This is a genomic window from Candidimonas humi (assembly GCF_019166065.1).
Taxonomy (GTDB): domain Bacteria; phylum Pseudomonadota; class Gammaproteobacteria; order Burkholderiales; family Burkholderiaceae_B; genus Candidimonas; species Candidimonas humi.
In genome coordinates, this window is the sequence record NZ_JAHTBN010000007.1 from 178,282 (window position 1) to 202,033 (window position 23,752).

At 64.5% G+C, this 23,752-nt stretch carries 20 protein-coding genes and 1 tRNA gene; 8 read left to right on the forward strand and 13 right to left on the reverse strand.

Features of this window, described 5'->3' with window-relative positions; all coding sequences use genetic code 11:
• Positions 1-228 precede the first annotated feature (228 nt).
• Positions 229-3,117 (forward strand): phosphoenolpyruvate carboxylase, encoded by a 2,889-nt coding sequence (ppc, locus tag KVP10_RS15990; RefSeq protein ID WP_376810956.1) that lies wholly within the window; start codon positions 229-231, stop codon positions 3,115-3,117.
• Between the two features lie 27 nt (positions 3,118-3,144).
• On the opposite strand, the gene KVP10_RS15995 is transcribed toward ppc, so the two are convergent.
• Positions 3,145-3,480, reverse strand: coding sequence for a PsiF family protein (locus KVP10_RS15995; protein WP_217965616.1), 336 nt, complete (start codon positions 3,478-3,480; stop codon positions 3,145-3,147).
• Between the two features lie 257 nt (positions 3,481-3,737).
• Here KVP10_RS15995 and KVP10_RS16000 point away from each other — a divergent pair, with 257 nt between their 5' ends.
• Positions 3,738-4,547 carry a sulfite exporter TauE/SafE family protein gene (locus KVP10_RS16000; RefSeq protein WP_217965617.1) on the forward strand — a complete coding sequence of 270 codons (810 nt, stop codon included), beginning with the start codon at positions 3,738-3,740 and terminating at the stop codon, positions 4,545-4,547.
• 66 nt (positions 4,548-4,613) lie between these two features.
• On the opposite strand, the gene KVP10_RS16005 is transcribed toward KVP10_RS16000, so the two are convergent.
• Positions 4,614-5,516: a LysR family transcriptional regulator gene (locus tag KVP10_RS16005; protein ID WP_217965618.1), complete on the reverse strand. Its 903-nt coding sequence runs from the start codon at positions 5,514-5,516 to the stop codon at positions 4,614-4,616.
• A gap of 113 nt (positions 5,517-5,629) precedes the next feature.
• Between KVP10_RS16005 and KVP10_RS16010 the strand changes: the two genes are divergently transcribed.
• The 4 genes from KVP10_RS16010 (at position 5,630) to KVP10_RS16025 (ending at position 8,901) form a co-directional block, all read left to right on the forward strand.
• Entirely contained in the window at positions 5,630-6,889 is a 1,260-nt protein-coding gene (locus KVP10_RS16010) for an aromatic ring-hydroxylating dioxygenase subunit alpha (protein WP_217965619.1), read from the forward strand.
• A gap of 1 nt (position 6,890) precedes the next feature.
• The gene (locus tag KVP10_RS16015; protein WP_217965620.1) at positions 6,891-7,361 is read left to right on the forward strand and encodes an aromatic-ring-hydroxylating dioxygenase subunit beta; all 471 of its coding nucleotides are present in this window, start codon (positions 6,891-6,893) and stop codon (positions 7,359-7,361) included.
• A gap of 7 nt (positions 7,362-7,368) precedes the next feature.
• Entirely contained in the window at positions 7,369-7,683 is a 315-nt protein-coding gene (locus KVP10_RS16020; protein ID WP_217965621.1) for a non-heme iron oxygenase ferredoxin subunit, read from the forward strand.
• Positions 7,684-7,782: 99 nt separating this feature from the next.
• Positions 7,783-8,901, forward strand: a complete 1,119-nt coding sequence (locus KVP10_RS16025) for an MFS transporter (RefSeq protein ID WP_246600730.1) — start codon at positions 7,783-7,785, stop codon at positions 8,899-8,901.
• Between the two features lie 93 nt (positions 8,902-8,994).
• On the opposite strand, the gene KVP10_RS16030 is transcribed toward KVP10_RS16025, so the two are convergent.
• Together KVP10_RS16030 and KVP10_RS16035 are read right to left on the reverse strand one after the other, a co-directional pair.
• On the reverse strand, positions 8,995-10,536 hold the full coding sequence (locus KVP10_RS16030; protein ID WP_217965622.1) for a DUF3300 domain-containing protein: 1,542 nt from the start codon (positions 10,534-10,536) through the stop codon (positions 8,995-8,997).
• 264 nt (positions 10,537-10,800) lie between these two features.
• The gene (locus KVP10_RS16035) at positions 10,801-11,238 is read right to left on the reverse strand and encodes an ACP-like domain-containing protein (protein WP_246600731.1); all 438 of its coding nucleotides are present in this window, start codon (positions 11,236-11,238) and stop codon (positions 10,801-10,803) included.
• A gap of 398 nt (positions 11,239-11,636) precedes the next feature.
• Here KVP10_RS16035 and lhpI point away from each other — a divergent pair, with 398 nt between their 5' ends.
• The gene (gene lhpI, locus KVP10_RS16040) at positions 11,637-12,587 is read left to right on the forward strand and encodes a bifunctional Delta(1)-pyrroline-2-carboxylate/Delta(1)-piperideine-2-carboxylate reductase (protein ID WP_217965623.1); all 951 of its coding nucleotides are present in this window, start codon (positions 11,637-11,639) and stop codon (positions 12,585-12,587) included.
• A 7-nt stretch (positions 12,588-12,594) separates the two neighbouring features.
• On the opposite strand, the gene KVP10_RS16045 is transcribed toward lhpI, so the two are convergent.
• The 7 genes from KVP10_RS16045 to KVP10_RS16075 form a co-directional block, all read right to left on the reverse strand.
• Entirely contained in the window at positions 12,595-14,889 is a 2,295-nt protein-coding gene (locus tag KVP10_RS16045) for a nitric-oxide reductase large subunit (protein ID WP_246600732.1), read from the reverse strand.
• Positions 14,890-15,049: 160 nt separating this feature from the next.
• Positions 15,050-16,198: a mandelate racemase/muconate lactonizing enzyme family protein gene (locus tag KVP10_RS16050; RefSeq protein WP_217965624.1), complete on the reverse strand. Its 1,149-nt coding sequence runs from the start codon at positions 16,196-16,198 to the stop codon at positions 15,050-15,052.
• 56 nt (positions 16,199-16,254) lie between these two features.
• Positions 16,255-17,229: a Bug family tripartite tricarboxylate transporter substrate binding protein gene (locus KVP10_RS16055; protein ID WP_217965625.1), complete on the reverse strand. Its 975-nt coding sequence runs from the start codon at positions 17,227-17,229 to the stop codon at positions 16,255-16,257.
• 245 nt (positions 17,230-17,474) lie between these two features.
• Positions 17,475-18,404, reverse strand: a complete 930-nt coding sequence (locus tag KVP10_RS16060) for a LysR family transcriptional regulator (RefSeq protein ID WP_217965626.1) — start codon at positions 18,402-18,404, stop codon at positions 17,475-17,477.
• A gap of 159 nt (positions 18,405-18,563) precedes the next feature.
• The gene (locus KVP10_RS16065; protein WP_217965627.1) at positions 18,564-20,042 is read right to left on the reverse strand and encodes an aldehyde dehydrogenase; all 1,479 of its coding nucleotides are present in this window, start codon (positions 20,040-20,042) and stop codon (positions 18,564-18,566) included.
• A gap of 68 nt (positions 20,043-20,110) precedes the next feature.
• Complete coding sequence (locus KVP10_RS16070; RefSeq protein ID WP_217965628.1) at positions 20,111-20,707, reverse strand: thiamine pyrophosphate-dependent enzyme; 597 nt, start codon at positions 20,705-20,707, stop codon at positions 20,111-20,113.
• A complete protein-coding gene (locus KVP10_RS16075; RefSeq protein ID WP_217965629.1) occupies positions 20,707-21,258 on the reverse strand; it encodes a thiamine pyrophosphate-binding protein in 552 nt (183 codons plus the stop codon). Before KVP10_RS16075 ends, KVP10_RS16070 begins: the two co-directional genes overlap by 1 nt.
• Positions 21,259-21,429: 171 nt before the next feature.
• On the opposite strand from KVP10_RS16075, the gene KVP10_RS16080 reads away from it, so the two are divergent.
• The gene (locus KVP10_RS16080; protein ID WP_246600734.1) at positions 21,430-22,347 is read left to right on the forward strand and encodes a LysR family transcriptional regulator; all 918 of its coding nucleotides are present in this window, start codon (positions 21,430-21,432) and stop codon (positions 22,345-22,347) included.
• A 51-nt stretch (positions 22,348-22,398) separates the two neighbouring features.
• On the opposite strand, the gene KVP10_RS16085 is transcribed toward KVP10_RS16080, so the two are convergent.
• Positions 22,399-22,475: transfer RNA gene (locus tag KVP10_RS16085), tRNA-Pro, on the reverse strand.
• 148 nt (positions 22,476-22,623) lie between these two features.
• Positions 22,624-23,589, reverse strand: a complete 966-nt coding sequence (gene ispB / locus KVP10_RS16090; protein WP_217965631.1) for an octaprenyl diphosphate synthase — start codon at positions 23,587-23,589, stop codon at positions 22,624-22,626.
• Positions 23,590-23,752: the final 163 nt, after the last annotated feature.

The window sequence follows — 23,752 nt, forward strand, 5'->3', positions numbered from 1 at the left end:
ATTGTTTATTCGGAACTGATTCAGACTGCGGCGGGCGCGTCGCGCGGCCGGGCCATCGGCTGGGGGAAAAATTTGAAGCGGGGCGATGCACTGTCGCGCGCCCCGCGGCAGGAATTCCTTGCGCAGGCCCGCCGCACCATGCCGGCCAGGCCCGGCTATCGTATATAGTTAGCGCTGCCCCGCAGGGCTGCAGCACCTCCCTCCCCCCGCCTTGAATGAGGAGTACCCGTGAACCTGCCCGCAACAAGCCATCCGGAATCGCTTCCCGGCCTGCGCACCGACATCCGCATGCTGGGCAAAATATTGGGCGAGGTCATACGCGAATGCGAGGGCGCGGCAGTCTACGACATCATCGAGAAGCTGCGCCGCGCTGCCGTTTCGTTCCGGCGCGAGGGCAAGATCCGCGACAGCCGCCTGCTCGAGCGCCAGATCCGCGGGCTCGACGCCAGGCAGGTGAACTCGGTGATCCGCGCCTTCACTTATTTCCTGCACCTGTCCAATATCGCCGAAGACCGCGACCAGAACCGGCGCCAGCGCCACCATGCGCTAAGCGGGCGCGGCCCGCAGCGCGGCAGCCTGGGGCACGCTATCGAATTCCTGCAGGACAAGGGGGTCAGCAGCCGCAAGATCCTGCGCGCGCTGGCCGAGGCTTGCGTGACCCCGGTGCTGACCGCGCACCCTACCGAAGTGCAGCGCAAGAGCACGCTCGACCTGCACCGCGAGATCGCGCTGCAACTCGCACGCAACGATAACCAGTTGACGCCTGACGAAGACCAATGGCTGCAGCGCCGCCTCGCCGGCCTGGTCTCGACCCTGTGGCAGACGCGGCTGCTGCGGCGCCAGAAGCTGACGGTGCTCGACGAGATCAACAATGCCCTGGGCTTCTATCACAGTACCTTCCTGGCCGCCATCCCGCGCCTGTACCAGGACCTGGCCAGGCTGTTGCAGCGCCCTGGGCGGTCGCTGTTCAAGGTGGACGCAAGCCCCCTACCCGCGTTCCTGCGCATGGGTAGCTGGATAGGCGGCGACCGCGACGGCAATCCGAACGTAAACGCCGCAACGCTGGAGCAGGCTCTGCTGCGCCAGTCCACCGTCGCCCTGCAGCACTACCTGCTGGAAGTCAAGGAACTGGGCACCGAGCTGTCGATGTCGCAATCCCTGGAACACGCCAGCCCCGGACTGCTCGCGCTGGCGCAAGCCAGCCAGGATCCGTCGCCGCAACGCGCCGACGAACCTTATCGCCGCGCCTTCATACACATGTACGCGCGGCTGGACGCCACCGCGCAGGAGCTCACCGGCGAGCGTCTCGCGCGGCGGCCTACCTACCCGGCCGCGCCTTACGAGGACGCGGCACAATTCCAGGCCGACCTGCAGACCGTCGCCGACTCGCTGGCGCAGCATCATGGCGGGCTGATCGCGATGCTGCGCCTGAACGCCCTGCTGCAGGCCGTCAGCGTGTTCGGCTTTCATCTGGCCACGGTCGACCTGCGCCAGAGCTCCGACGTGCATGAACGGGTGCTCACGGAACTGTTCAAGGCCGCCGGCGTGCGCCACGGCGACACCGTGGTCGACTACGCAGGCCTGGGCGAAGAAGCACGCATCGCGCTGCTGCGCAGCGAATTGCGCGAAACCCGCCCGCTGGTGTCGCCCTGGATCCGCTATAGCGCCGAGACCGAAAAAGAACTGGCCATCTTGCGTGCCGCGGCGGCGGCGCGCCGCCGCTATGGCGCCCAGGCCGTGGTCCAGTCCATCGTGTCCCACACCGAGACGCTCAGCGACCTGCTGGAAGTATTGGTGCTGCAGCAGGAAACCGGGCTCATCGCCCCGGGGGCCACAAACGCCCCCGACGGCGAAGCCGGCGATGCGCCCTCCCGCGGCTGCGCGGACGGGCTCATGGTGGTGCCGCTGTTCGAAACCATTCCCGACCTCGAGCGCGGCCCGGACATCATGGCCGAGTGGCTGGACTTGCCGGAAGTCGCCGAGCGCGTCCGCCACTGCCAGGGCGGCATCCAGGAAGTCATGCTGGGCTATTCGGACAGCAACAAGGACGGCGGCTATCTCACTTCCACCTGGTCGCTCTATCGCGCCGAAAGGCGGATGGTCGAAGTCTTCAAGCAGCGCAAAGTGCGCCTGCGCCTGTTCCATGGCCGCGGCGGCTCGGTGGGGCGCGGCGGCGGATCCAGCGTCGACGCGATCCTGGCCCAGCCGCCCGGCACGGTCGACAACCAGATCCGGCTCACCGAGCAGGGCGAAGTCATACAGAGCAAGTACAAGGACAGCGAGGTCGGGCGCTGGCACCTGGAACTGCTGGTGGCCGCCACGCTGGAAACCAGCCTCAGCCCGCGGCGCTCGGCGTCCCAGGCCGAAGACGAGAACATGCAGCGCTACGGCGCCGCGCTGGCGCTGATGTCCGACGCGGCGCAAAGCGCCTATCGCGACCTGGTCTACCAGACCCCCGGTTTCGCCGATTATTTTTTCGCCTCGACCCCGATACTGGAGATTGCCGGCCTGAACATAGGCTCGCGGCCGGCGGCGCGCAAGCCCAGCCGCCGCATCGAAGACCTGCGCGCCATCCCCTGGGGGTTTTCCTGGGCGCAATGCCGGCTGATGCTCACTGGCTGGTACGGGCTGGGCACGGCCATACAGGCCTATCTGGAACGGGGCGGCCCGGGCTGCCCCGAAAGCCAGAGCGCCAGGCTGGCGCAATTGCGCCGCATGGCGCGCTCGTGGCCGTTTTTCTACACGCTATTGTCGAACGCCGAAATGGTGCTGGCCAAGACCGACCTGGCGATCGCCCGGCGCTATTCCCTGCTGGTGCCGGACAAGAAGCTGCGCACCCGCGTCTTCGGCGCCATCGAGCGCGAACACGCGCTGACGCTGGAGATGTTCCGGCTGGCAAGCTGCCGCGAGCTGCTGGACGACAACCCGCAACTGCGCGCCTCGCTGAACGAGCGCTTTGCCTATATCGACCCGCTGAACCACCTGCAGGTCGAATTACTGCAGCGCCACCGCGGCAGCCCCTCGGGCGGCAAGGGCGCCGACGAAGAAAGCAGCACGCAGCGTGCCATACACATGACCATCAACGGCATCGCGGCAGGGCTGCGCAATTCCGGCTGAGCCCCGCCGCGTGCCGGCCTGCGGGGCTTACTTGGCCTTCAGGCAGGTGCTCATGAAGGTCTTGCGCGCGTCGCCCTTGAGCGACTTGGACGAGGCCTGCGCATTGCAGGTCTTCATGCGCTGCTGCGAGGACGACAGCTTCGAATCGGAATGGCTTTCCCCCTTCAGGCAGGACTTCATGAATTCCTTGCGAGTATCGCCCGTCTTGCCCGTGGCTTCCTTGTTGCAGGTGGTCATGCGTTCCTGCTGGGCGGTCTTGGGCTTGGACATGGCGGCGCCGCCGGATGTCGCGGCGTACACCGGGGCGGCGGCAAAGCCGCACAGGGCGGCGCAGGCCAATGCTGCGCGTATCGTTTTGAACATGTGAAGCACCTCGTCGAAGTGGGTGTAGGTGCGCATATCTTGAGGCGCGTCCCGCATCGGCGCAAGCTGCCGCAAGCCCGGCTTGACATTTTTTTTGCAACAGAATTTGAAGCGCGCTCTATATTTCTTATAAATATATATAAATAACTAAAAATAATTATAATAGCGTGGGCCGAAACTTCCCAGGAACCGGTAACGCTTATGCTCTCAACCCCCGAACGCAGCCCCGCCACCCCATCCAAAGCAGGAGCCCGGCCATGCCGCTGGTAATGCCTTTGGGCGCGGCAATCGGCCTGATGATGGGGCTGACCGGGGCGGGCGGCGGCATACTCGCGGTGCCGGCGCTGGTGATGGGCCTGGGCCTGAGCATGACGTCGGCCGCGCCGATAGCGCTGGCCGCGGTCGGCATCTCGGCCGCCGTGGGCGCGCTCGACGGCCTGAACCGGCGCATCGTGCGCTACAAGGCCGCCGCCTTGATGGCCGTGCTGGGCACGCTGTGCTCGCATGCGGGCATCGGGCTCGCCCACATCATTCCCGACACTGTCCTTACGGCGCTGTTCAGCGCAGTGATGCTGATCGTGTCCGTGCGCATGCTGCGGCGTGCGACCGCGCAAGGCGCCGGCCCGCTGCTGCGCGCCGACCGGCCCTGCATGCTCAACCCGGCTACCGGACGGCTGCACTGGACGCGGCGATGCGCCGGCACGCTGGCCGGCATCGGCGCCACCGCCGGGCTATTCGCCGGCATGCTCGGCGTGGGCGGGGGCTTCGTGATCGTGCCCGCCTTCCGGCGCTATACCGATATCGACATGCACGGCATCGTCGCGACCTCGCTGATGGTGATTGCCCTGATCTCGCTGGCCACGGTAGGCAGCGTGCTGCTGCACGGCACCCGCATCCCCGAAATAGGCTGGGTCTTCGTGGGATCGGCGGTGGTGGGCATGATCGCCGGGCGCGCCGGCGCGCGCCATGTGCAGCCGCGCTTGCTGCAAATCGCATTTGCCCTCATCGCCGCCCTGGTGGCCGTGATCCTCGCCGTCCGCGTCGCCTGGCCTGGGCTGCTGGGCTGATCCTGAAGGCGTCGGACTGCCGCGCGCGCGGCAAGCCGGCGCCGGCACGGCCCGAGCCGCCACGGCTCAGAACGAAAAAGATTCCGAGATCAGCCGGCGCAGCCACTGGTTGCCGGGCTCGCGGTGGTTCCTGCCGTGCCAGAGCTGGCGGATGACGATCTCGGGCAAGCGGATGGGGCAAGGCGCGAAGACCAGGCCGAAGGGCTTGAGCGTGCTTTCGGCATAGGCCTGGGGCACCACCGCGATCATGTCGGTGCTCTGCAATATATGGCCGACCGCCACGAAATGCGGCACGCTCAAGCGGGGCCCGTCGGTGAGGCCGGCGCGGCGCAGCGTCGCGTCCACGGTTCCGTGCCCGGTGCCGGCGGCGACGATGGCCACACGCTCGGCCGCCTTGAACTCCTTCAGGCCGAAACCGCCCGCCGCCAAGCGGTGCCCGCGGCGGAATACGCACACGTAACGCTGGCGGAACAAGCGGCGCTGGAAGAAGCCGTGGCGCAGGTCGGGCAGGAAGCCGATGGCCAGGTCCACCTGGCCGCTTTCCATTTCGCTGCGCAGGCTGATGGTGGTGTCGCGCACCGTGCTGACAGACACCCCGGGCGCCAGGCGCGCGAGACGTTTCATGAGTTCGGGCAGGAAATAGATTTCGCCGATATCGGACATGGCGATCGTGAAATTGCGCGTGCTGGTGGCCGGCTGGAATGACGCCGGGCCCGCCAGCGATGCACTCAACGTGCCCAGCGCCTGATCTATCGAGCCCGACAGTTCCTCGGCATAGTGCGTGGGCGCCATGCCGCGCGAAACCCTGACGAACAGCTCGTCGTCCAGGGCAAGGCGCAGCCGCCGCAGCGCGTTGCTTACTGCCGACTGCGACAGCCCGAGCGCTTCGCCGGCCCGCGATACGCTGCGCAAGCGATACAGCTCGTTGAACACGAGCAGCAGGTTGAGGTCCAGGTCCTTGAGGTCCATGCGGCGATAGTATCACCAGCAGTGATAGTTTTTATTTACATAGTTCCATTTATAAATATCCAGGCTTCGTGCATGATGTGCCGAGAACATCGAACATAAAACCGGAGACCTCCATGAGCCAGCCTCTCGACGGCCCCTCTACCGCACGCCGCTGGAACGGCGAGGGCACGAGCCGAACCCCTTTCTGGGCCTATACCGACGATTCCTTGTACCGCCGCGAACTCGAGCGGTTCTTCTATTCGGGCCACTGGAACTATGTGGGCCTGGAAGCCGAAATACCGCAAGCCGGCGACTTCAAGCGCACCACCATCGGCGAACGCTCGGTCATCCTGGTGCGCGCCGAAGACGGCGGGATCCACGTCGTCGAAAACGTCTGCGCCCACCGCGGCGTGCAGTTCTGCCGCGAGCGCTACGGCAACCGCAAGGACTTCACCTGTCCGTATCATCAATGGAACTACGACCTCAAGGGCAATCTGCTGGGCGTCCCTTTTCGCCGCGGCGTCAAACAGAACGGCAAGGTCAACGGCGGCATGCCCGCCGACTTCGACCCTAAAGACCATGGCCTGAACCAGCTCGCGGTGGCAGTGCGCAACGGCGTGGTGTTCGCCTCCTTCGACCACGGCATCGAAGCGCTGGAAGACTATCTGGGCCCCACCATCCTGGAATATTTCGACAGGGTCTTCGACGGCCGCAAACTCACCATTCTCGGCTACAGCCGGCAGCGCATTCCGGGCAACTGGAAGCTCATGCAGGAAAACATCAAAGACCCCTACCATCCGGGCCTGTTGCATACCTGGTTCGTGACCTTCGGCTTGTGGCGCGCCGACAATCAGTCCGAACTGAAGATGGACGCGCACTTCCGCCACGCCGCCATGATTTCCACGCGGGGCACGGGCGGCAAGGGCGCGGTGACGGCGGGGGTTTCCAGTTTCAAGGAACAGATGAGCCTGCACGACGACCGCTTGCTCGACGTGGTGCAGGAACCCTGGTGGCGCGGCCCGACCGCGGTCATGCTTACGCTGTTTCCGAGCGTCATCATCCAGCAGCAAGTGAACTCGGTATCCACTCGCCACATCCAGCCCAGCGGCGCCGATTCCTTCGATTTCGTCTGGACCCATTTCGGCTTCGAGGAAGACTCCCCGGAAATGACGCGGCGCCGGCTGCGCCAGGCCAATCTGTTCGGGCCCGGGGGCTTCGTCTCGGCCGACGACGGCGAGGTCATCGAGTTCTCGCAGGACGGTTTCCGCCAGAAGCCCGAGCACAGCACCATCGCGGAACTGGGCGGACGCGGCGTGGAGAACACCGACCACATGGTCACCGAGACCCTGATACGCGGCATGTACGACTATTGGCGCAAAGTGATGGAGCAGTGAGATGGACTTCGACACCTACTATTCGGTCGTGGCGCTCTATGCGGAATACGCGTCTGCACTGGACGACCGGCGCTGGGACGCATGGCCCGAATTCTTCGTCGACGATTGCGTCTACAAGGTGCAGCCGCGCGAAAACTACGATCGCGGCTTCCCATTGGCCACGCTGTCGTTCGAAAGCAAGGACATGCTGAAAGATCGCATCTACGGCGCCACCGAAACCATATTCCACGAACCCTATTACCAGCGCCACGTGGTGGGGCTGCCGAAAATCGGCAAGATCGACGCGCAGCACATCGAATCGCAGGCCAACTACTCGGTATTCCGCACCCGCAGCGACGGCGTGTCCACCGTCTACAACGTGGGCCGCTACATCGACGTCATCCGGCGCGGCCCGCAAGGGCTGAAGTTCCAATCCCGGCTGTGCATCTTCGATACCGAGATGATTCCCAATTCCCTGATCTATCCGATATGAGCCCGACATGAACGAAGACTGGATCGCAGCCATCGCCGCCGACGAGGTGCCCGAAGACGACGTCACCGCGGTAGAGGTGGCGGGCAAGGATATTGCCTTCTACAAAACCGAAGGCCGGTATTACGCCACCGACAACCTCTGTACCCACGGCCATGCCAGGCTGTGCGACGGCTTCCTGTATGGCCACGAGATCGAGTGCCCGCTGCACCAGGGCCGCTTCGACATCCGCGACGGCCGCCCGTTGTGCGCGCCGGTCAGCGCGCCGATCAAGGCCTACGCCGTCAAGGTGGAAAACGGCCAGGTGCTGGTGAACTTGGCCTGAGGCCTCGCCTACGCCATGCGGGGCATGGCGTAGAATGCCTGATTTGGTCGTTGCGGCATACGCGCAATCCGGACCGCGCGACGACAGGAAGGCACATCATTGAGCGACGCTCCCGTCCAGACCACAGACAAGAACTCCCGCTACGCCTCGCTGGTGCTCGGCATGTCGCTGCCCGCCGACACTGTGTTGTATCTGGTGCTGCCGCTGTACGCGGACCAATTCGGCATCACACTGGCCGAAGCCGGCATACTGCTGGCGGCCAACCGGCTGATACGCATCGCCGGCTACAGCACCGTGGCCAGGCTCTACGGCAAGCATGGCGACCGCGCCTCCTGCACGCTGGCCGCGGCGGCCGCGGCGGTTTGCGCGGCCGGCTATGCCGCCTGCTCGGGCTTCTGGGCATTGCTGGTGTTCCGCCTGCTGTGGGGCCTGTCGTACGCGGCGCTGAATCTTTCCACCCAGGCGCTGGCCACCGCCGAGCTGGCGGGCGCGGCGCGCCGCACGGGCCAGTCGCGCGCGCTGATTGCGCTGGGCCCCATGCTGGCGCTGCCGCTGTCGGCGGTCTCGGCGGAACACTTCACGCCGCGCCCCTTCTTTCTGATCCTGGCCGTCGTGGCCCTGTGCGCAGTGCCGGTCGCGCTGCGCCTGCCCGCCGGCCAAGGCCATATCAAGCCCCGTGAACGGCGCTTCAGGCTGCCCGGCGCGCTCGACATCTGGTCTTTTGTCGAGGGGCTGGTGCTCGACGGGCTGTTCATCGTCGGCCTGTCTTTCCTGGGCCGGAGCATCGCCCCGACCGGCGCAGTAGTCATCGCCGGCCTGCTGCTGGGCCTGCGCTACCTGGCGGAAATCATGCTCAGCCCCGTGGGCGGCCACGCCGCCGAGAAATACGGCGCCGAGCGCATGCTGGTCACCTTGTCGGTGACGACCTCGGTGGCGCTGGTGGGCTTCGGCGCGGGCTGGCTGTGGGCCTGCGCCGCGGCGGTCGTGGTGCTGCGCGCGCTGCAACTGCCGCTCATCGCCCCCATCGTCGCCCAACGCTATCCGGGCTCGCAGCGCGTACACGCGCTGGCCACGCGTGCGATATGGCGCGACATCGGCGCCGGCGTCGGCCCTATGATGGCCGGCGTATTGCTGCCGGTGACTTCGTCGCTGCTGCTGTATGGCACCGCCGCGGCATGCCTGGCGGCCTCCGCGCTGGCCTGTCGCAGCCGGCGCTAATCAATCTACGCCAATATTCTCTTCGCCAATCTTCGCGGCAACGCTATCCGCAGCAGGCGATGCGGGGCCGCAAAATTGCGGCTCGCCCGCTCGTCAATGCCGTTCGTCGCGGCGGCCGTGCCCGCCGCCCCCGCGATTGCCATGGCCGCCTTCGGGCCTGTGCATGGCGGGCGGATGATTCGCCGCGGGCCGCGGCGCGGCAGCGCCGCGCTCGGGGCCACGATGGGGAGCCTGCATGCCGCCATGCGCAGCCGGGCCTTGCGGACGCGCCTGTGGACGTGCCTGCGGGGCAGGGCCGCGCATGGCCGGCCCGCCCGGACGAGCCTGAGGCGCGGCGGGAGCAGGCCTCGCGGCCGGAGCCGGGCCGCGCGCGGGCGGAACATGCGCAGCGCCCGAAGGACGGCCGGACGGAGGCTGTCCACCCGGGGGCCGGCCTCCGGGAGCCGCAGAGGGACGCGACCCCGGAGCTTGCGCGCCGGGAGGCCGCGGCCCTTGGCCCTGGGGCCCAGGACCATGCGCGCCTGGGCCTTGCGGGCCGTGACCCTGCGGGCCGCGTGGCGGCTGCGGGCCATGGCCTTGCGGCCCACGCGGAGGCTGCGGACCATGGCCTTGCGGGCCGGGGCCATGCCCGGGAAGCGGCGGCCTGCCTGCCGGCCCGGCCGGGCCGTGACCCCCATGGAATGCCGGGCCGCCGGGGCGGCCGTAGCGTTCGTGCAGCGCCGGATTGCCGTAGCGCGCGCCGCGCCTGTGCTCCGGACGATGCACCCAGTTCGGGCTCACGATGTGCGCATGGTTGTAGCGGTTGTAGCGCTTCACATCCACACGCACGACACGGCGATGCCAGTCCATATGGCCCCACAGCGCATGCCCGACCATCAGCCCCGCCCCGAAGGAAATGAACACCCCCGGCGGCGGCACGAAACGCGGCGGATGCCAGTAGAACGGGCGATACGCAGGATAAGGCCAGGCGCCGTACACGACGAGAGGATCGTAAACGGGCACGTACACGAGCTCGGGCTGAGCCGGCAGGATCTGGATGACGGGACTCGGGCCCGGCACCACCTGCACCGTCTGCTGGGCCGTCGACTGCAGATGGCCGGCCGCCTGGGCCCGCGCGCGCAGCCGCTGCACCGCGCTCATCAAATCCGCCTGCTGCGACAGGAAAGCCTCGCCGAGCTGCTGCGTCCAGTCGAGCCGGTCGTTCATCATCTGCAACACGTCGGGAAACGCCGCGAGCGACTGGACGCTGGGGTCCCAAGGCGAGTTCTGCATGGCCAGCGACAGTTGCTGGTCGGACATCTGGCGCGGCTGCGTCGCGCGCCAGCGCTGGGCCTCGACGACCTCCAGCGGATACGTGGAGGCCATGAGCACTTGCGACAGCAATGAATCAGGGTACAGCGCGATCGGCGCCACCAATTGTTCAAGCTGGGCTGGGCTCAGGGCCGGCGGTGGCGGCGCTTCCTGGGCGCGGGGCGCAGCGAGCGGCGCCAGGCAAACCAGCAAGGCGAAGATGCGCGCCCAGGCGGCGAAATCGGCCGCAAGCCGGCGGTGCAATCCGCGCAAGACTCGACCGGCCGCCGCGACACCGCGGCCCGGCACCAGGCCCTCGGCACTATATGCGCTGATCATATTCATCTGCATGCTCCACAATCCGGCCACCGTAATTCGACCATCCGGCGGCGGCACGTCATGCGGCGTGCGAGGCCTGCGGCCACCGGCGCTCCGGGGCCGCGCAATACGACCCCGCCTTAGAATCAGACCACACTGGCAGCGCCGGGTTCGGCTCGCGAAATGGGGCGAAACATATTTGGTTCGTTCCCCATTCATGCATCGGCGCGGCGCGCCGCTATCATAAGCCATGAGGCCGAAGCGGCGCGCTCCCATGCACGAATTGACACCCTAACCGGTGACCTTGCAGTCCTTGGCTAGGATATTGTGGGTTACGGACGCATTCTGGCCGCTCGCACCGGGCTGCTGAGTGTCCTGGGTCAGCATACTGCCGTTGGCATGCGAGGTATCTTCACGCGAGAACTTTTCCGTGGCCCAGGTATAGCCATTCCCGGCAAAGGTGTCTCCAACCATGTCGGTCTTGCTGCCGGTGTCGCGCGTCAGGTCGATGGCCTGGTTGTTGTATATCAACTTGGCCGTGACCGGGTCCGAGCCCTGGAACGTGTACTGCACATCCAGCGCTTGCTGCCCATGGCTGCCGCACTGATAGTGCACTGTCTTCTGCGACAGTTCCTGGGGCTTCATGTCATGGCCGGGGGCGGCGCAGGCCGCCAGGCCGGCGCACAGGGATGCGGCGGCGATACAAGTCAGGGGGCGGGTGATCATCATCTGTATATCCTTCATAAAATCCAGGCGACAGCGCCTGCTCCTCGAATTTTTATAGCATCCGCTACCTGCCCCCCTTGTAAGCAAAAGTGCATCTGCACACCCTTCGCCGCGTACGGCGCGGCCATACGGCAACGCACGTCCCCAACTCCACAAAGCGCGCCGCGCTACGCAACAAAAACGCACAAATACGTCACATGCGGCGTACACCGCGCTTACAACGGTAAAGTAATGACACCTGCCCACGCCACACTGCGGGCCATGGAATTCGCTCCTGCAGGCCCGCCGGAGAACGGGCTTCATGGCGGCAGCCGCGCTATCATTAGCCCGCCGGCCGCGGCAAGATTGCGAGCCGCGGAAACCGGCGCCGGCGCGCAAGCAGCCGCAACGAGGAGCCCATCTTGCAGATATACGACAGCCACTCCACGGCGGCCCGGCTGCCCTTCGACAAGCTGATACCGGCGCTCGCGCGGATGTTCCGCGAAGGCTGCATCGTCCCGCGGCGCCACAACCACGCGCTCGGCACCACGGCGTCCGGCGCGCACAACAGCCTGCTGATCATGCCGGCCTGGCGGGAAGCCGGGCATCTGGGCATCAAGCACGTCACGATCTTTCCCGACAACGGCAAGCGCGGCCTGCCGGGCCTGCACTCGACCTACACGCTGTTCGACGCCGCCAATGGCGTGCCGCTGGCCCTCATCGACGGCGACCAGATCACCACGCGCCGCACGGCGGCGGCATCGGCGCTGGCCGCATCCTATCTGGCGCGCCGCGACGCGCATACGCTGCTGGTCGTCGGCGCGGGCAATGTGGCCGCGCTGCTGGCTCCCGCCTACGCGGCGGTGCGGGACATCACCCGCGTGCTCGTATGGAACCGCAACCCCGCCAAGGCCGAAGCCCTGGTCCAGGAACTGAAACTGCAGGGCTTCGATGCCCATGCCGAGCCCGAACTGGAATCTGGTGTCAGGCAGGCCGACATCGTGAGCTGCGCCACCCTGTCCCAGGAACCACTGGTGCGCAGGGCTTGGCTACGGCCCGGAACGCACCTGGACCTGATCGGCAGTTTCCAGCCGTCCATGCGCGAAGCCGACGACGCGGCATTTGCGGACACTGCGGTATTCATCGACACGGAAGAAGCCCTGGACAAGGCCGGCGACCTGCTGTCGCCCATCGCCGCCGGCGTATTCGGCCGCGACCGCGTGCTGGCCACGCTGGAAGCGCTATGCCGGGATCAGCACCCCGGCCGGCGCAACGATGAAGAAATAACCGTATACAAGGCCGTCGGCACGGCCCTCGAAGACCTGGCCGCCGCGACGCTGGTGTATGAAACCCAGCGCGCAGGCGCGGCCTGAACAGGGCTTACGCCGCGGGCGCGCGGCGCTCGTTCACCCAGCCCTTGATGGACGCGATCACCATAGGAATCGCGCCAAACACGATGAATATCATGTCGCCCGGCATGCGCAGCCACTCGATCAGGTGCTGGCGTTCGGTGCTCGTGTAGGCCAGGCTGCGCGCGTGCCAGTAGCCGTGCTGGACCACATCCCAGGTCTGCAGCACGCCGCTGGGGAACAGGCTCATCACCACCATCAGCGCCAGGCCGATATTGGCGCCCCAGAAACCGACCTTGACGTATTTCTCGATGCCGCGCCAGTTGTCTTCACTGGACGTCTGCCGCAACACGAACACCATCAGCGCCAGCGCCAGCATGCCGAACACGCCCATCATCGAGGCATGGCCGTGATTCGGCGTCAGTTGCGTGCCGACCTCGTAGTAGCTGACTATGGGCAGGTTGATCAGGAAGCCGAACATCCCCGCGCCCGCGAAGTTCCAGAAGCCCACGGCCATCAGGAAATAAAACGTCCATTTATGCGGCACCCTGCGCGGCTTGCCGTCCGGGCCCGGCTGGCCTTGCGTGGTATGGACGAAATCCCAGGCGTCCAAAGTCAGCAGGGTAAGCGGCACCACCTCGAGCACGGAGAACAGCGCCGACATGGCCATGTTGAACTGAGTATGCCCGACGAAATACCAATGGTGGCCGGTGCCGATCAGGCCGCCGAGGAAATACAGGATCGCGTCGAGATAGATGACCCTCAGCGCCACATTGCGCGACGCAAGCCCCATTTGATAGAACATCAGGGCCACCACGGTGGTGGCGAAGAATTCGAAGAAGCCCTCTACCCAGAGGTGGATGATCCAGAACCGCCAGGTCTCGACCACGGTGTAGTTGGTATGGGCGCCGAAGAACAGCGCCGGCAGGTAGAACACCGGAATGGCCAGGGCCGCCCACAGGAACATCCGCACGATGGGGCGGGCCGCCACGTTAGAGACCCTGGAAGGCCGGCACATATTGAACAATAGCGCGAACCAGACCAGCAGTCCGACCACCAGCAGGATCTGCCAGAAGCGGCCGATCTCGAGGTATTCCCAACCCTGGTTGCCCAGCCAGAACCAGGCATTGCCCAGCATATCGGCGATGCCGGCCCATTCGCCCAGCAGGCTCAGGCCGATTACCGCCACGAACGCGGTAAACAATATGTGGATCCATATTACGAAGCCGCGCGGTTCGTCGTGGCGCAATGACCTGCCCAGGAACAAGGCCGCGGCGACATATGCCGTCGCAATCCAGAATATCGCGGTCTGCAGGTGCCAGGTGCGCATCAGGTTGCTCGGGAACAGGTCCTCGAGCTGGAAGCCATAGAAACTGCCCGGATCCGCGCGATAGTGGGCAGTGGCGCCGCCCACCAGGGTCTGCATCAGGAACAGCAGCGCCACGACCACGAAGAACTTGAGCAGCGCGCGCTGCCCGGGGCTGGCGTCGCCCGGCACGATATCGGCGTGGGGATAATGGCCCCGCGAAACCCAGCCCAGGTAATCGAACTTGCCGAACATCAGCAACACTGCCGCGATGCCGGCCAGAAAGACCAGCAGGCTCAGCGCGCTCCACAGCAAGGTCCCCGATATCGGCGTATTGCCAACGGACGGGTCGTAAGGAAAATTGTTGGTATACGAGTAGCTGTAGCCGGGGCGATTGGCCACCGAGGCCCAGGCCGCCCAGGCGACAAAAGCACTGAACTGGTGCAGCTCGGTGGGGTCGCTGATCAAGCCCGGCTTGAGGCCGCCATTGGCCTTCGGGTGCTTGAAGTAATCCGTCCAGTATGCGACTTGTTGATTCCATGCCTGGGATTCGGCAGGCGTCAATGACAGCGTGTCGGTGGCGGCATCATAGCGATTGACTTTCAGCGAGACCGCCACCAGGGCCTGGACCGAGGCTTGCTGCGCAGAATCGAGCTTTGCAAACGGCTCGCCATACTGGTGCTGCGCCATGGCCGCCGCGGCATCCTTGCCCATCTGGTGCAGGGCTTCGGCCGAATAATCGGGCCCCAGGTAGGCGCCGTGCCCCCACACAGACCCATTGTCCATCAAGCCGTATTTAAGGAATATGCCCTGCCCGGCGCTTATATCCTCGCCCGTGAACAGGGTCGTGCCATGTGCGTCCACGACCTTGGCGGGAATCGGCGGAGCGTTGTGATAACCCAGAGCTGTGATTGCGATCAGGATGACGAAGCCGAATATCATCACGCCCAGGATCGAGCGCAACCACCATCGCGAAAGCTCGGACTCCTCGTTTTCGGTTATCGGAAGCGTAGCAGCCATGACAATTCCCCTCTGGTTTGTCAACTAAACGCAAAACGCAAATCGTGGAGTACATCGCAGATGGGTTGAAATATACGCTCGGTCCGGCGAGGGGGTCAAACTGCTCCTGCACAGGCCAGGGGACATGGCCAAGGGGAAATGCCCGGCGCCGCTACGGCCGCTAACGAACTGTCAGCCACCGCTCTTTCGCGCCGGGATAAGACACGCCGTATCGATCGATGGCGGCATCGTCGAAGGCGAACCCCAGGCCGGCGCCTTGGGGCAGCAACAAGTCGCCCTTGTCCGCGACCAGTTGCGTGTCTATGAGGCGCCGGAAATTGACGATGTGATCGTCCGGCATCCATTCCACATAAGTGGCGTTCGGCGTGGCCGCCACGAGATGGACATGGACGTCGTGCCAGGCATGCGGTTCCACCGTGATGCCGTGCCCGGCCGCCATGGCGGCAATGCGCCGCCATTCGGTGATGCCGCCGCAAACCGTGGCGTCGGTCTGCAGCAGCGTGGTCGCCTTCTGCGCGATGAGATCCTTGAAGCGCCAGCGGCCGGCTTCCACCTCGCCCGTGGCGACAGTAATCGGAGTCACCGCGGCAAGCCTTGCATGATTGTCGATATCGTCGGGAGAAAAGGGCTCCTCTATCCAGAAAGGCTTGAAAGGCTCGAAGCAGCGCACATACTCCAGCGCCGTGGGCAAGTCTTTCCAGGCGTTGTTGGCATCGAGCATGAGCCGCACATCCTCGCCGATGGCCTCGCGCACCGCGGCAAGCCGCTTGCGTTCATTGGCCACGCTCTCGAGGCCGACCTTCATCTTTACCGCCTTGAAGCCTTCGGCCACATGAGCCGCCATTTCCCCGGCCAGGTCCGCTGCAGTCTTGCCGGGCAGATAGTATCCGCCGCTCGCATACGCCGGCACGCGATCGAGAGCCACGGCCCCGAGATAGCGGTACAGCGGCAGGCCCGCGGACCTGGCGTTGAGATCCCACAGCGCGATGTCCAGGGCGGAAAGCGCACGCATGACGCCGCCCGTACGCCCGAGCAGCAGCGCCTCCTGGTACATCTCGCGCCAGAGCCCTTCGACACGGTGGGAATCCTGGCCCACCAGCCTGGGAGCAAGCAAATCGGCCACCGCTACCGCCAATAGTCTCCCGGCACTATTGACGGCATAGCAATAGCCCAGGCCTTCGGTGCCGTCCGATGCCCGGATACGGACCAGGCAGTATTCGCGCGCGGTGACTCGCCGCGTGGAGAACGTGACGGGATTATCAAGCGGAACGCGGGCGACGCAAGCGGATACGGATTCGATGATGGGCATGAAACGACTTGCTCCTTCTAGCTTCCCGGAACGGGGGTGTAATGGATCGGGCCTGTTTACTGCAGTTTGATGTCGGCTTTCTTGATGACGTCCGCCCACTTCGTCTTCTCGCTGTCGAGCAGCGCCTGGAACTGTTCAGGGGTGCTGCCGACCGGATGCAGCCCGAGGTCTTCCAGGCGCTTGCGGATTTGCGGACTGTGGACGATGTCCGTGATTTCCTTGTTGAGCTTTTTCACCACATCGTCGGGCGTCTTTGCCGGCGCGATGATGCCGAACCACACGCTGGCCTCGTAGCCGGGCAGGCCGGATTCCGCCAGAGTCGGCACATCGGGCAACTGAGGAATGCGTTTGGCCGAGGTCACGCCCAGCGCCTTGAGCTGGTGGTTCTTGATGAAAGGCAAGCTTTGCGTAGGCGTCGCGAAAATCAGGGGGATCACGCCGGCGATCAGATCGGTCTGTGCCGGAGCGCCGCCCTTGTATGGGATGTCTTTCATCTTGATCCCGGCCATCTGGTCCATGAGCGCCATGGCGATGTCCTGGGTGGACCCCACGCCGGGCGTGCCGAAATTGATGGGCTTCTTGCTGGATTTGGCCAGCGCTATCAGCTCGGCGACATTGTTGGGCTTGAATTTCGGGTTGGCCACCAGCACGAAGGGCGTATCAGCGACGACGCTGATGGGCCTGAAATCGTCCAGGCTGTATGCCAGATGAGGATATAGCAGCGTATTAGTGACATGCGAAGAAATCACCAGCATCAGGGTATATCCGTCAGGCTTGGATTTCTTCAGGCCATTGGTGGCGATGGTGCTGTTGGCACCCGGCTTATTCTCGACGATAAAAGGCTGTCCCAGCTTCTTGGATAATTCCGACGCGATGAGGCGGGCAATCGTATCGTTCGAGCCTCCCGGCGCCATGCCGACCACGACCTGCACGGGCCTGTCCGGATAACTGTCCTGCGCCATCGACGGCATCGCCGCCGCGACCAGTGCGGAGCAGGCCAGCCCCTGCGCCAAGCGAGTAAATAGTTTCATTGATTGTCTCCCGATTTCACGAATTCATGAGCCGTATGCGGACTCATGTGTGTGAAGACGATTCTATCGGCCTCATATCAGTTGATATACAGATTGTTTTAATCAATTAATCTATTATTCCGATTAATCGATAACACGGGCAGGCTGGGTTCGGACACAAAGCCGCCAGCTAATGGCCCAGGCCGCGAGACGCTGCTCCGGCGCCGCGGGCTCGCACCCCGGTCGGAAAGCGAAAGATGAGCCGCTCAGGCCCGCACGGCCTGCAAGGTGCCCATATGCTCTACCTTCTTCGCGAGGCTGTTCTTGAGCAAGGCTATGAATTCCCGCGCGGCCACGGACTCTGTGGCATCCTTGCGCCGCAACAAGCAGAGTTCGCGCCGGTTGATGGGCAGTGTCACGGGAATCGCGGCCAGGCCCGGCAAATTGAATTGGCGCAAGCCCAGCGTCGGCACGATGGTGGCCCCCAGGCCGGCGCTGATCAGGCCGGCTGCCGTCGACAGGCTATTTACCTGAAATGCCTGTATCCACTGCCGCGGATAGATCGATGCGTCCAGATGCTGGCGGATGCTGCTCGCCGTCTCGAAGACAATGATGGGGTGTTTCTGCACCTCCGTGGCCGAAAGGCGCTTGCGAGCGGCCAGGGAATGATCCCCGCGGCAAATGAAATAGAAGGTGTCGGATGCAAGGACTTCGATGATGAGATCCGTGCCGGGCGCAGCCGACGCGCACAAGGCGAAGTCCACGCGCCGATTGCGCACCAACTCGACGCACGTCGTGCTGGCGACATCTTCGATAATGAGTTCTATGCCGGGATGCTTCGCCAGGAATGCAGCGATGATATCGGGCAGCAAGGCAGAAAAAATTGTCGGCAGCGCCGCAATTGCTACCCTGCCCTTGCGGCGCTGTACATAATCCTGCATCTCCGCAAGCACTCTTTCTGTTTCGGGCATCAGATGGCCCATCATCTCGCTGAAGACCTCGCCTTCCGCGGTTAGTTCGACATTGCGGGTATTGCGGGAAAACAGCTTGACCCCCAGGCCCCTTTCCAGATTGGAGATCATGGCGCTGAAAGCCGATTGCGTCAGGCTGCATTGCTCCGCCGCACGGGTGAAATTGCGCGTCGCAGCCAATGCGCAAAAGGCCTTCATGTGGCGCAGCGAAAGGTTCATGGACATGGGGGCTATATGCGATGGATTTGTATTGTCTGCGGCCGGCGCAGCGAATTCCGCGCCACCCGCAGCGCCGCATGCCATACGGCTATCGATTTTAGGCCCTTATGATTTATAGGTATCTGCCATCCGCGCGTCTAACCCCTGTACCGTAGTCTTTAGCCTTCACCGCATTATGAAAGGATTGCCTGCCACCGCGCCGCTGTTGATCCATACCGACTTGGTCTGCAGATAGGCACGAATCGCTTCGATGCCGTTCTCGCGCCCGAGCCCCGAATCCTTGTAGCCGCCGAACGGCGCCATGAAGCTCACCGCCCTATAGGTATTGACCCATACCGTGCCGGCCTGCAGGCGCTCGGACATGCGGATCGCGCGGCCTATGTCCTGAGTCCAGACGGCCGCGGCCAGGCCGAAGCGCACGTCGTTGGCAATGCGCAGCGCATCTTCTTCGTCCTTGAAGCGGATGACGGACAAGACCGGCCCGAACACTTCTTCCTGCGCGATACGCATGCCGTTGCGCACGCCGGTGAAGATGGTCGGCTGCACGAACCAGCCCTGGCCGCACTCGGCGCCCTCGCCCTTGGCGCCGCCCAGCACGGCCGTGGCGCCCTCGGCGCGGGCGATGTCGATATAGTCCAGCACCTTCTTGTATTGGGGCGGCGTGGTCACGGGGCCGACCTGCGTATCGGGATCCATCGGGTCGCCCATGCGGGCCGTGCGCGCAACGGCCAGCAGCCTCTCGACGAAAACGTCATGGATGCTTTCCTGCACCAGCAGCCGGGATCCGGCGATGCAGGTCTGGCCGGTTGCGGCGAAGATACCCGAAATGGCGCCGTAGACCGCCTGCTCGACATCCGCATCCTCGAACACCACATTGGGCGACTTGCCGCCCAGCTCCATCGATGTGTGCTTGAGCAGACGGGCCGCCTGCTCGTTGATGCGGCGGCCGGTCGCGTCCGACCCCGTGAAGCTGACCTTGGATACCAGCGGATGTTCGACCAGGGGCGAGCCGGCTTCGGCCCCGAAGCCAGTCACGACGTTGAATACGCCCGGAGGGAAGCCCGCCTCGTCGAAGAGTTCCGCGAACTCCAGCGTCGAGGCCGAAGTGAATTCCGAAGGCTTGGCCACTACGGTGCAGCCGGCCGCCAGGGCGGGCGCAAGCTTCCAGGCCAGCAGCAGCAAGGGGGAATTCCACGGCGTGATGGCCGCAACCACGCCCACCGGCTCATGCCGCGTGAAAGCGAAGTAGCCCGGCTTGTCCAGAGGCAATGTGCTGCCCTGTACCTTGTCGGCCAAGCCGCCATAGTAATAGAACCATTGCGGTATGTAGTTCAACTGCCCCTGCATCTCGGCAATCAGCTTGCCGTTGTCGCGCACCTCGGTCTCGGCCAGGCGCTTCGCATCGCGCGCGATCAGGTCCCCCAGCTTGCGCATCAGGGCGCCGCGCTGCGTGGCGGTCATGTGCGCCCACGGGCCTTGCGTCAAGGCCCGGTGCGCGGCCTGGACTGCCGAGTCCACATCGCGCGCGTCGCAACGCGGGATTTCGGCCCAGGCCGTGCCCGTGTACGGGTTTTGCGTCTCGAACCAGGCACCACCCTGCGGCTCGCAAGCCTGGCCGTCAATACGAAGTTGGTAGCGTTTCACTTTCGCTGTCTCCTGTAGAGGTATCCGGGCCATGACTCGCATCCGGCCATGCTTGCGGTCCGTGCCCGTCAAAAGGGCCGCAAACCCAGCGCCGCCCGGAAGCGGTTCTTGATATACGGGCCATCGCGCGGCGGCAGCATGCGAGGCGGTTCGTCGGCTTCGATGAACACCTGCGCGAAAGCCACGCCGGCACGCGCATGAATGCGGCGCCTGATTTCTTCGCTGCCGTCCATGCTGCCCGTGCCGAAGGCATCGGCAATGCCGAAACCCTTGGCCACGGCGACGAGATCGGTGCCCAGGCTCGAATGGCTGCGCTGCATGCCCGTCTCGCCAAAATGGCCGTTGTCCAGCACGACTATGGTCAGGTTCTTGGGCTGCTTGGCCGCCACGGTGGCCAGGCTGCCTATCCCCATCAGTTGTTCTCCGTCGCCGGTCAGCACCACGACAGGCTTGTCGCGCTGCGCCAGGGCCAGGCCCAGCCCGAGGGGCACGGCGCCGCCCATGGCGCCCCACAGGTAGTAGTTGCGGTCGCGATCGCCTGCGGCAAAGGCGTCGTATGCCGCGGAGCCCAAGCCAGTCACGACCAGCGCGTCGGGCAGATCGCGCAACAGGCGCGCCACGAATTCGCGGCGGCTGACGCGCCCCGCCTGTGCTGTCGAACTCATTAGTTGCGCTCCCATTTCTTGCGTCCGATCAGACTCTGGCCCAACAGCACCGCCACCTTGTCGCCCGCCGCGAAAGCGGCGTCGAATCCGGCACCGACGATTTCAGCGGCCTCGTCCGCATGCTCGACGCGCAGCACGTGGATGCCCATGAGTTCCAGCGCCGCCTGTGTGGCCCTGCCCATGGAGTTTTGCCAGGGATTGAATTCCGCGTATTCGCCGCGCATGGTCACCAGCGTAAAGAAGGGGAAATCCGCGGCCTGCAGCAGCGAAAACATGTTGACGCAATTGCCGACGCCGCTGCTTTGCATGAGCAGTACGGCGCGCTGCCCGCCCAGCCAAGCGCCGCAAGCCAGGGCCACGCCTTCCTCTTCTGTGGTCAAGACGATATCCTCGATCTCGGGATCCGCAATCGCGCTGCGGATCACGTGCGAGTGGCCCGCGTCAGGCACATAGGCGATCTGATTCGTGCCGCCCTCTTTAAGGACTCGGAAGACGGCTTGCTGCCATGCTGGCGCGCCGGCGTCGGAAGCGGAGGCTGGGGAGTGTGACATGGTCGATAGGTGCCTCGTGGCAATGCCCGGCAAAGGGCTGACGGGCTTGAGCCCCGGTGAATGATCTAGTCCGTGGAATTCTATATTTAGATAGAATTAATTCTGAAATAGAATATTTTGATCGAACAATTACTTTTTTTGATCGAGGCCTCAGGAGTGGATTTTCGACAGTTGAAGGCCTTTCTCACGGTGGCCGAAATAGGCAATGTGACCCGTGCAGCGGAACTGCTCAACATCGTGCAACCCGCGGTATCGCGCCAGATACGCCTGCTCGAGGAAGACCTCGGAATCCAGTTGTTCGAACGCGGACGGCATGGCATGGCCCTGACCGACGCGGGCAGAGCATTGGTGGAATATGGCCAGCGTGTCATGCTGGAGCTGGACCGGGCGCGCGCCCTGTTGAAAAGCTCCGAAACAGCGGTCGGCGGCCTCGTCACGATAGGCTTGCTCCCCAGCACCAGCGAAATGCTTGCAAGCCCGCTGGTCACCGCCGTATCGCAGCAATATCCGGGCATCCGCCTGCGCGTCGCCATGGGATACGCCGGCACATTGCTGCGTTGGCTGGAAACCGGCGAGGTCGACGCCGCCCTTTTGTATCGGGCGGAACGATCGGCGGAAATCCAGACGACGCCGCTGGTCGAAGAACCATTATGGGTGATAGGCCCGCGAGACAGCGGCTTCGAGCGCAGCCAGCCCGTGCATCTGTCGAAACTCGTCGGCCGAAAATTCATCCTGCCCAGCGCGCCCCACGGCATCCGGACCTTGGTCGAGCATGCCTGCAGGACGGCAGCAGTGTCCCTGGACCTTTCCGTGGAAACGAATGCCTTGAGCGTGCAGCGCAGCCTGGTCCTGGGCGGTCATGGGCTCACGATCCTGCCGCCCATAGCCGTGGCAGAGGACCTTGCGCAAGGCCGGCTATCCGGGGCTCCGGTCTGCGGCCCCGACATCGCACGGACCATAGTGCTTGCTTTGCCGTCCAATCGATCCACCGGCCGGCACATTCGCAGCGTAGTGAATATTCTTGTCGAGGAAATGCGGCGCGCGGTCCAGGCAGGGTTATGGCCGGAAGGCCGCTGGCTCGCGGATTGAAGTGTGTTTTATGGCTGGTCTTCCCGCTGTTGGGAAAGAGCCGGGAATGAATGGTCGGGGCGAGAGGATTTGAACCTCCGGCTCCTGCGTCCCGAACGCAGTACTCTACCAGGCTGAGCTACGCCCCGATTTGATGCTGTGGTGGCTTGCCGAACCACTTGCCCGCAATCCTGGCGAAATGCGAACCGAACTTGCGCCCGTCCGGGGGCCGGATGGGTCCGCGATAATGCGGGAGCCGTATTTTAGCAAAACCGGGCGCGCTGCGCCTGGGCTGGGTCAACGGTCCCGCTCGACCGCGAAAGAGCAGAATTCTAGCAAAGAATCGCGATAAGCGGAAACGGGGAAGGCATCCAGGGCGGCGCGGGCCAGTTCGGACTCGGCGCGGGCCGCCTGGCGGGTGTAGTCCAGCGCATCGGTGTCGTGTATGGCGCGGGCCACGGCCTCGAAATCGGCTTCGCCGGTCTGGATCGCCGTCTTGATGAGCTCGCGCTGGTCCGGCGTCCCGACTTCCATGACGCGGATCAGCGGCAGTGTGGGCTTGCCCTCGCGCAGGTCGTCGCCGACGTTCTTGCCCAGGGACTGGACGTCGCCGCTGTAGTCCAGCACGTCGTCGATCAACTGGAAGGCCGTGCCGACGTGGCGGCCATAGGCGGCGGCGGCCTCGACCTGCCGCGGCGTGCCCGCGGCGATCACGGCTCCGACCTGGGACGAGGCTTCGAACAGTTTCGCGGTCTTATAGCGCACCACCTGCAGATAGCGATCGAGCGAGACGTCGGGGTCGTGCACATTCATCAACTGCAGCACTTCGCCTTCGGCGATGACGGTGGTGGCTTCCGAGAAAATGGACATGACCCGCATGGTGCCGGCCTCGACCATCATTTCGAAAGAACGCGAATACAGGTAATCGCCCACCAACACGCTGGCGGCGTTGCCGAATACGGCGTTGGCGGTGCTGCGGCCGCGCCGCAGGTCGGATTCGTCGACTACGTCGTCGTGCAGCAGGGTCGCGGTGTGGATGAATTCCACCACCGCGGCCAGCAAATGGTGGTACGAGCCCTGGTAACCCAGGGCCTTGGCCGCCAGCAGCAGCAAGGCCGGACGCATGCGCTTGCCGCCGGCGCCCACGATATAGTCGCCGATGGTACGGATCATGACGACATCGGAATTCAAGCGCGCGCGGATGACCGCGTCGACGGCTTTCATATCGTCAGCAATGGGAGCAATCAGCTCGGCGAGATTCAAGATTTTGTCCGGATTTGTAAGTCTGCGAAACAAGAGAAGGATTATACGTGCTAGCAGGTTCCCCACGGGAACGCGGGGCCGGCCCGTTTTGCGGCCCGGCCGGACTGCCAGGGCGGCGGATTTGTTAAGCTAACTGTTTTCCACGCTGCAGCCCTCGCCCGCG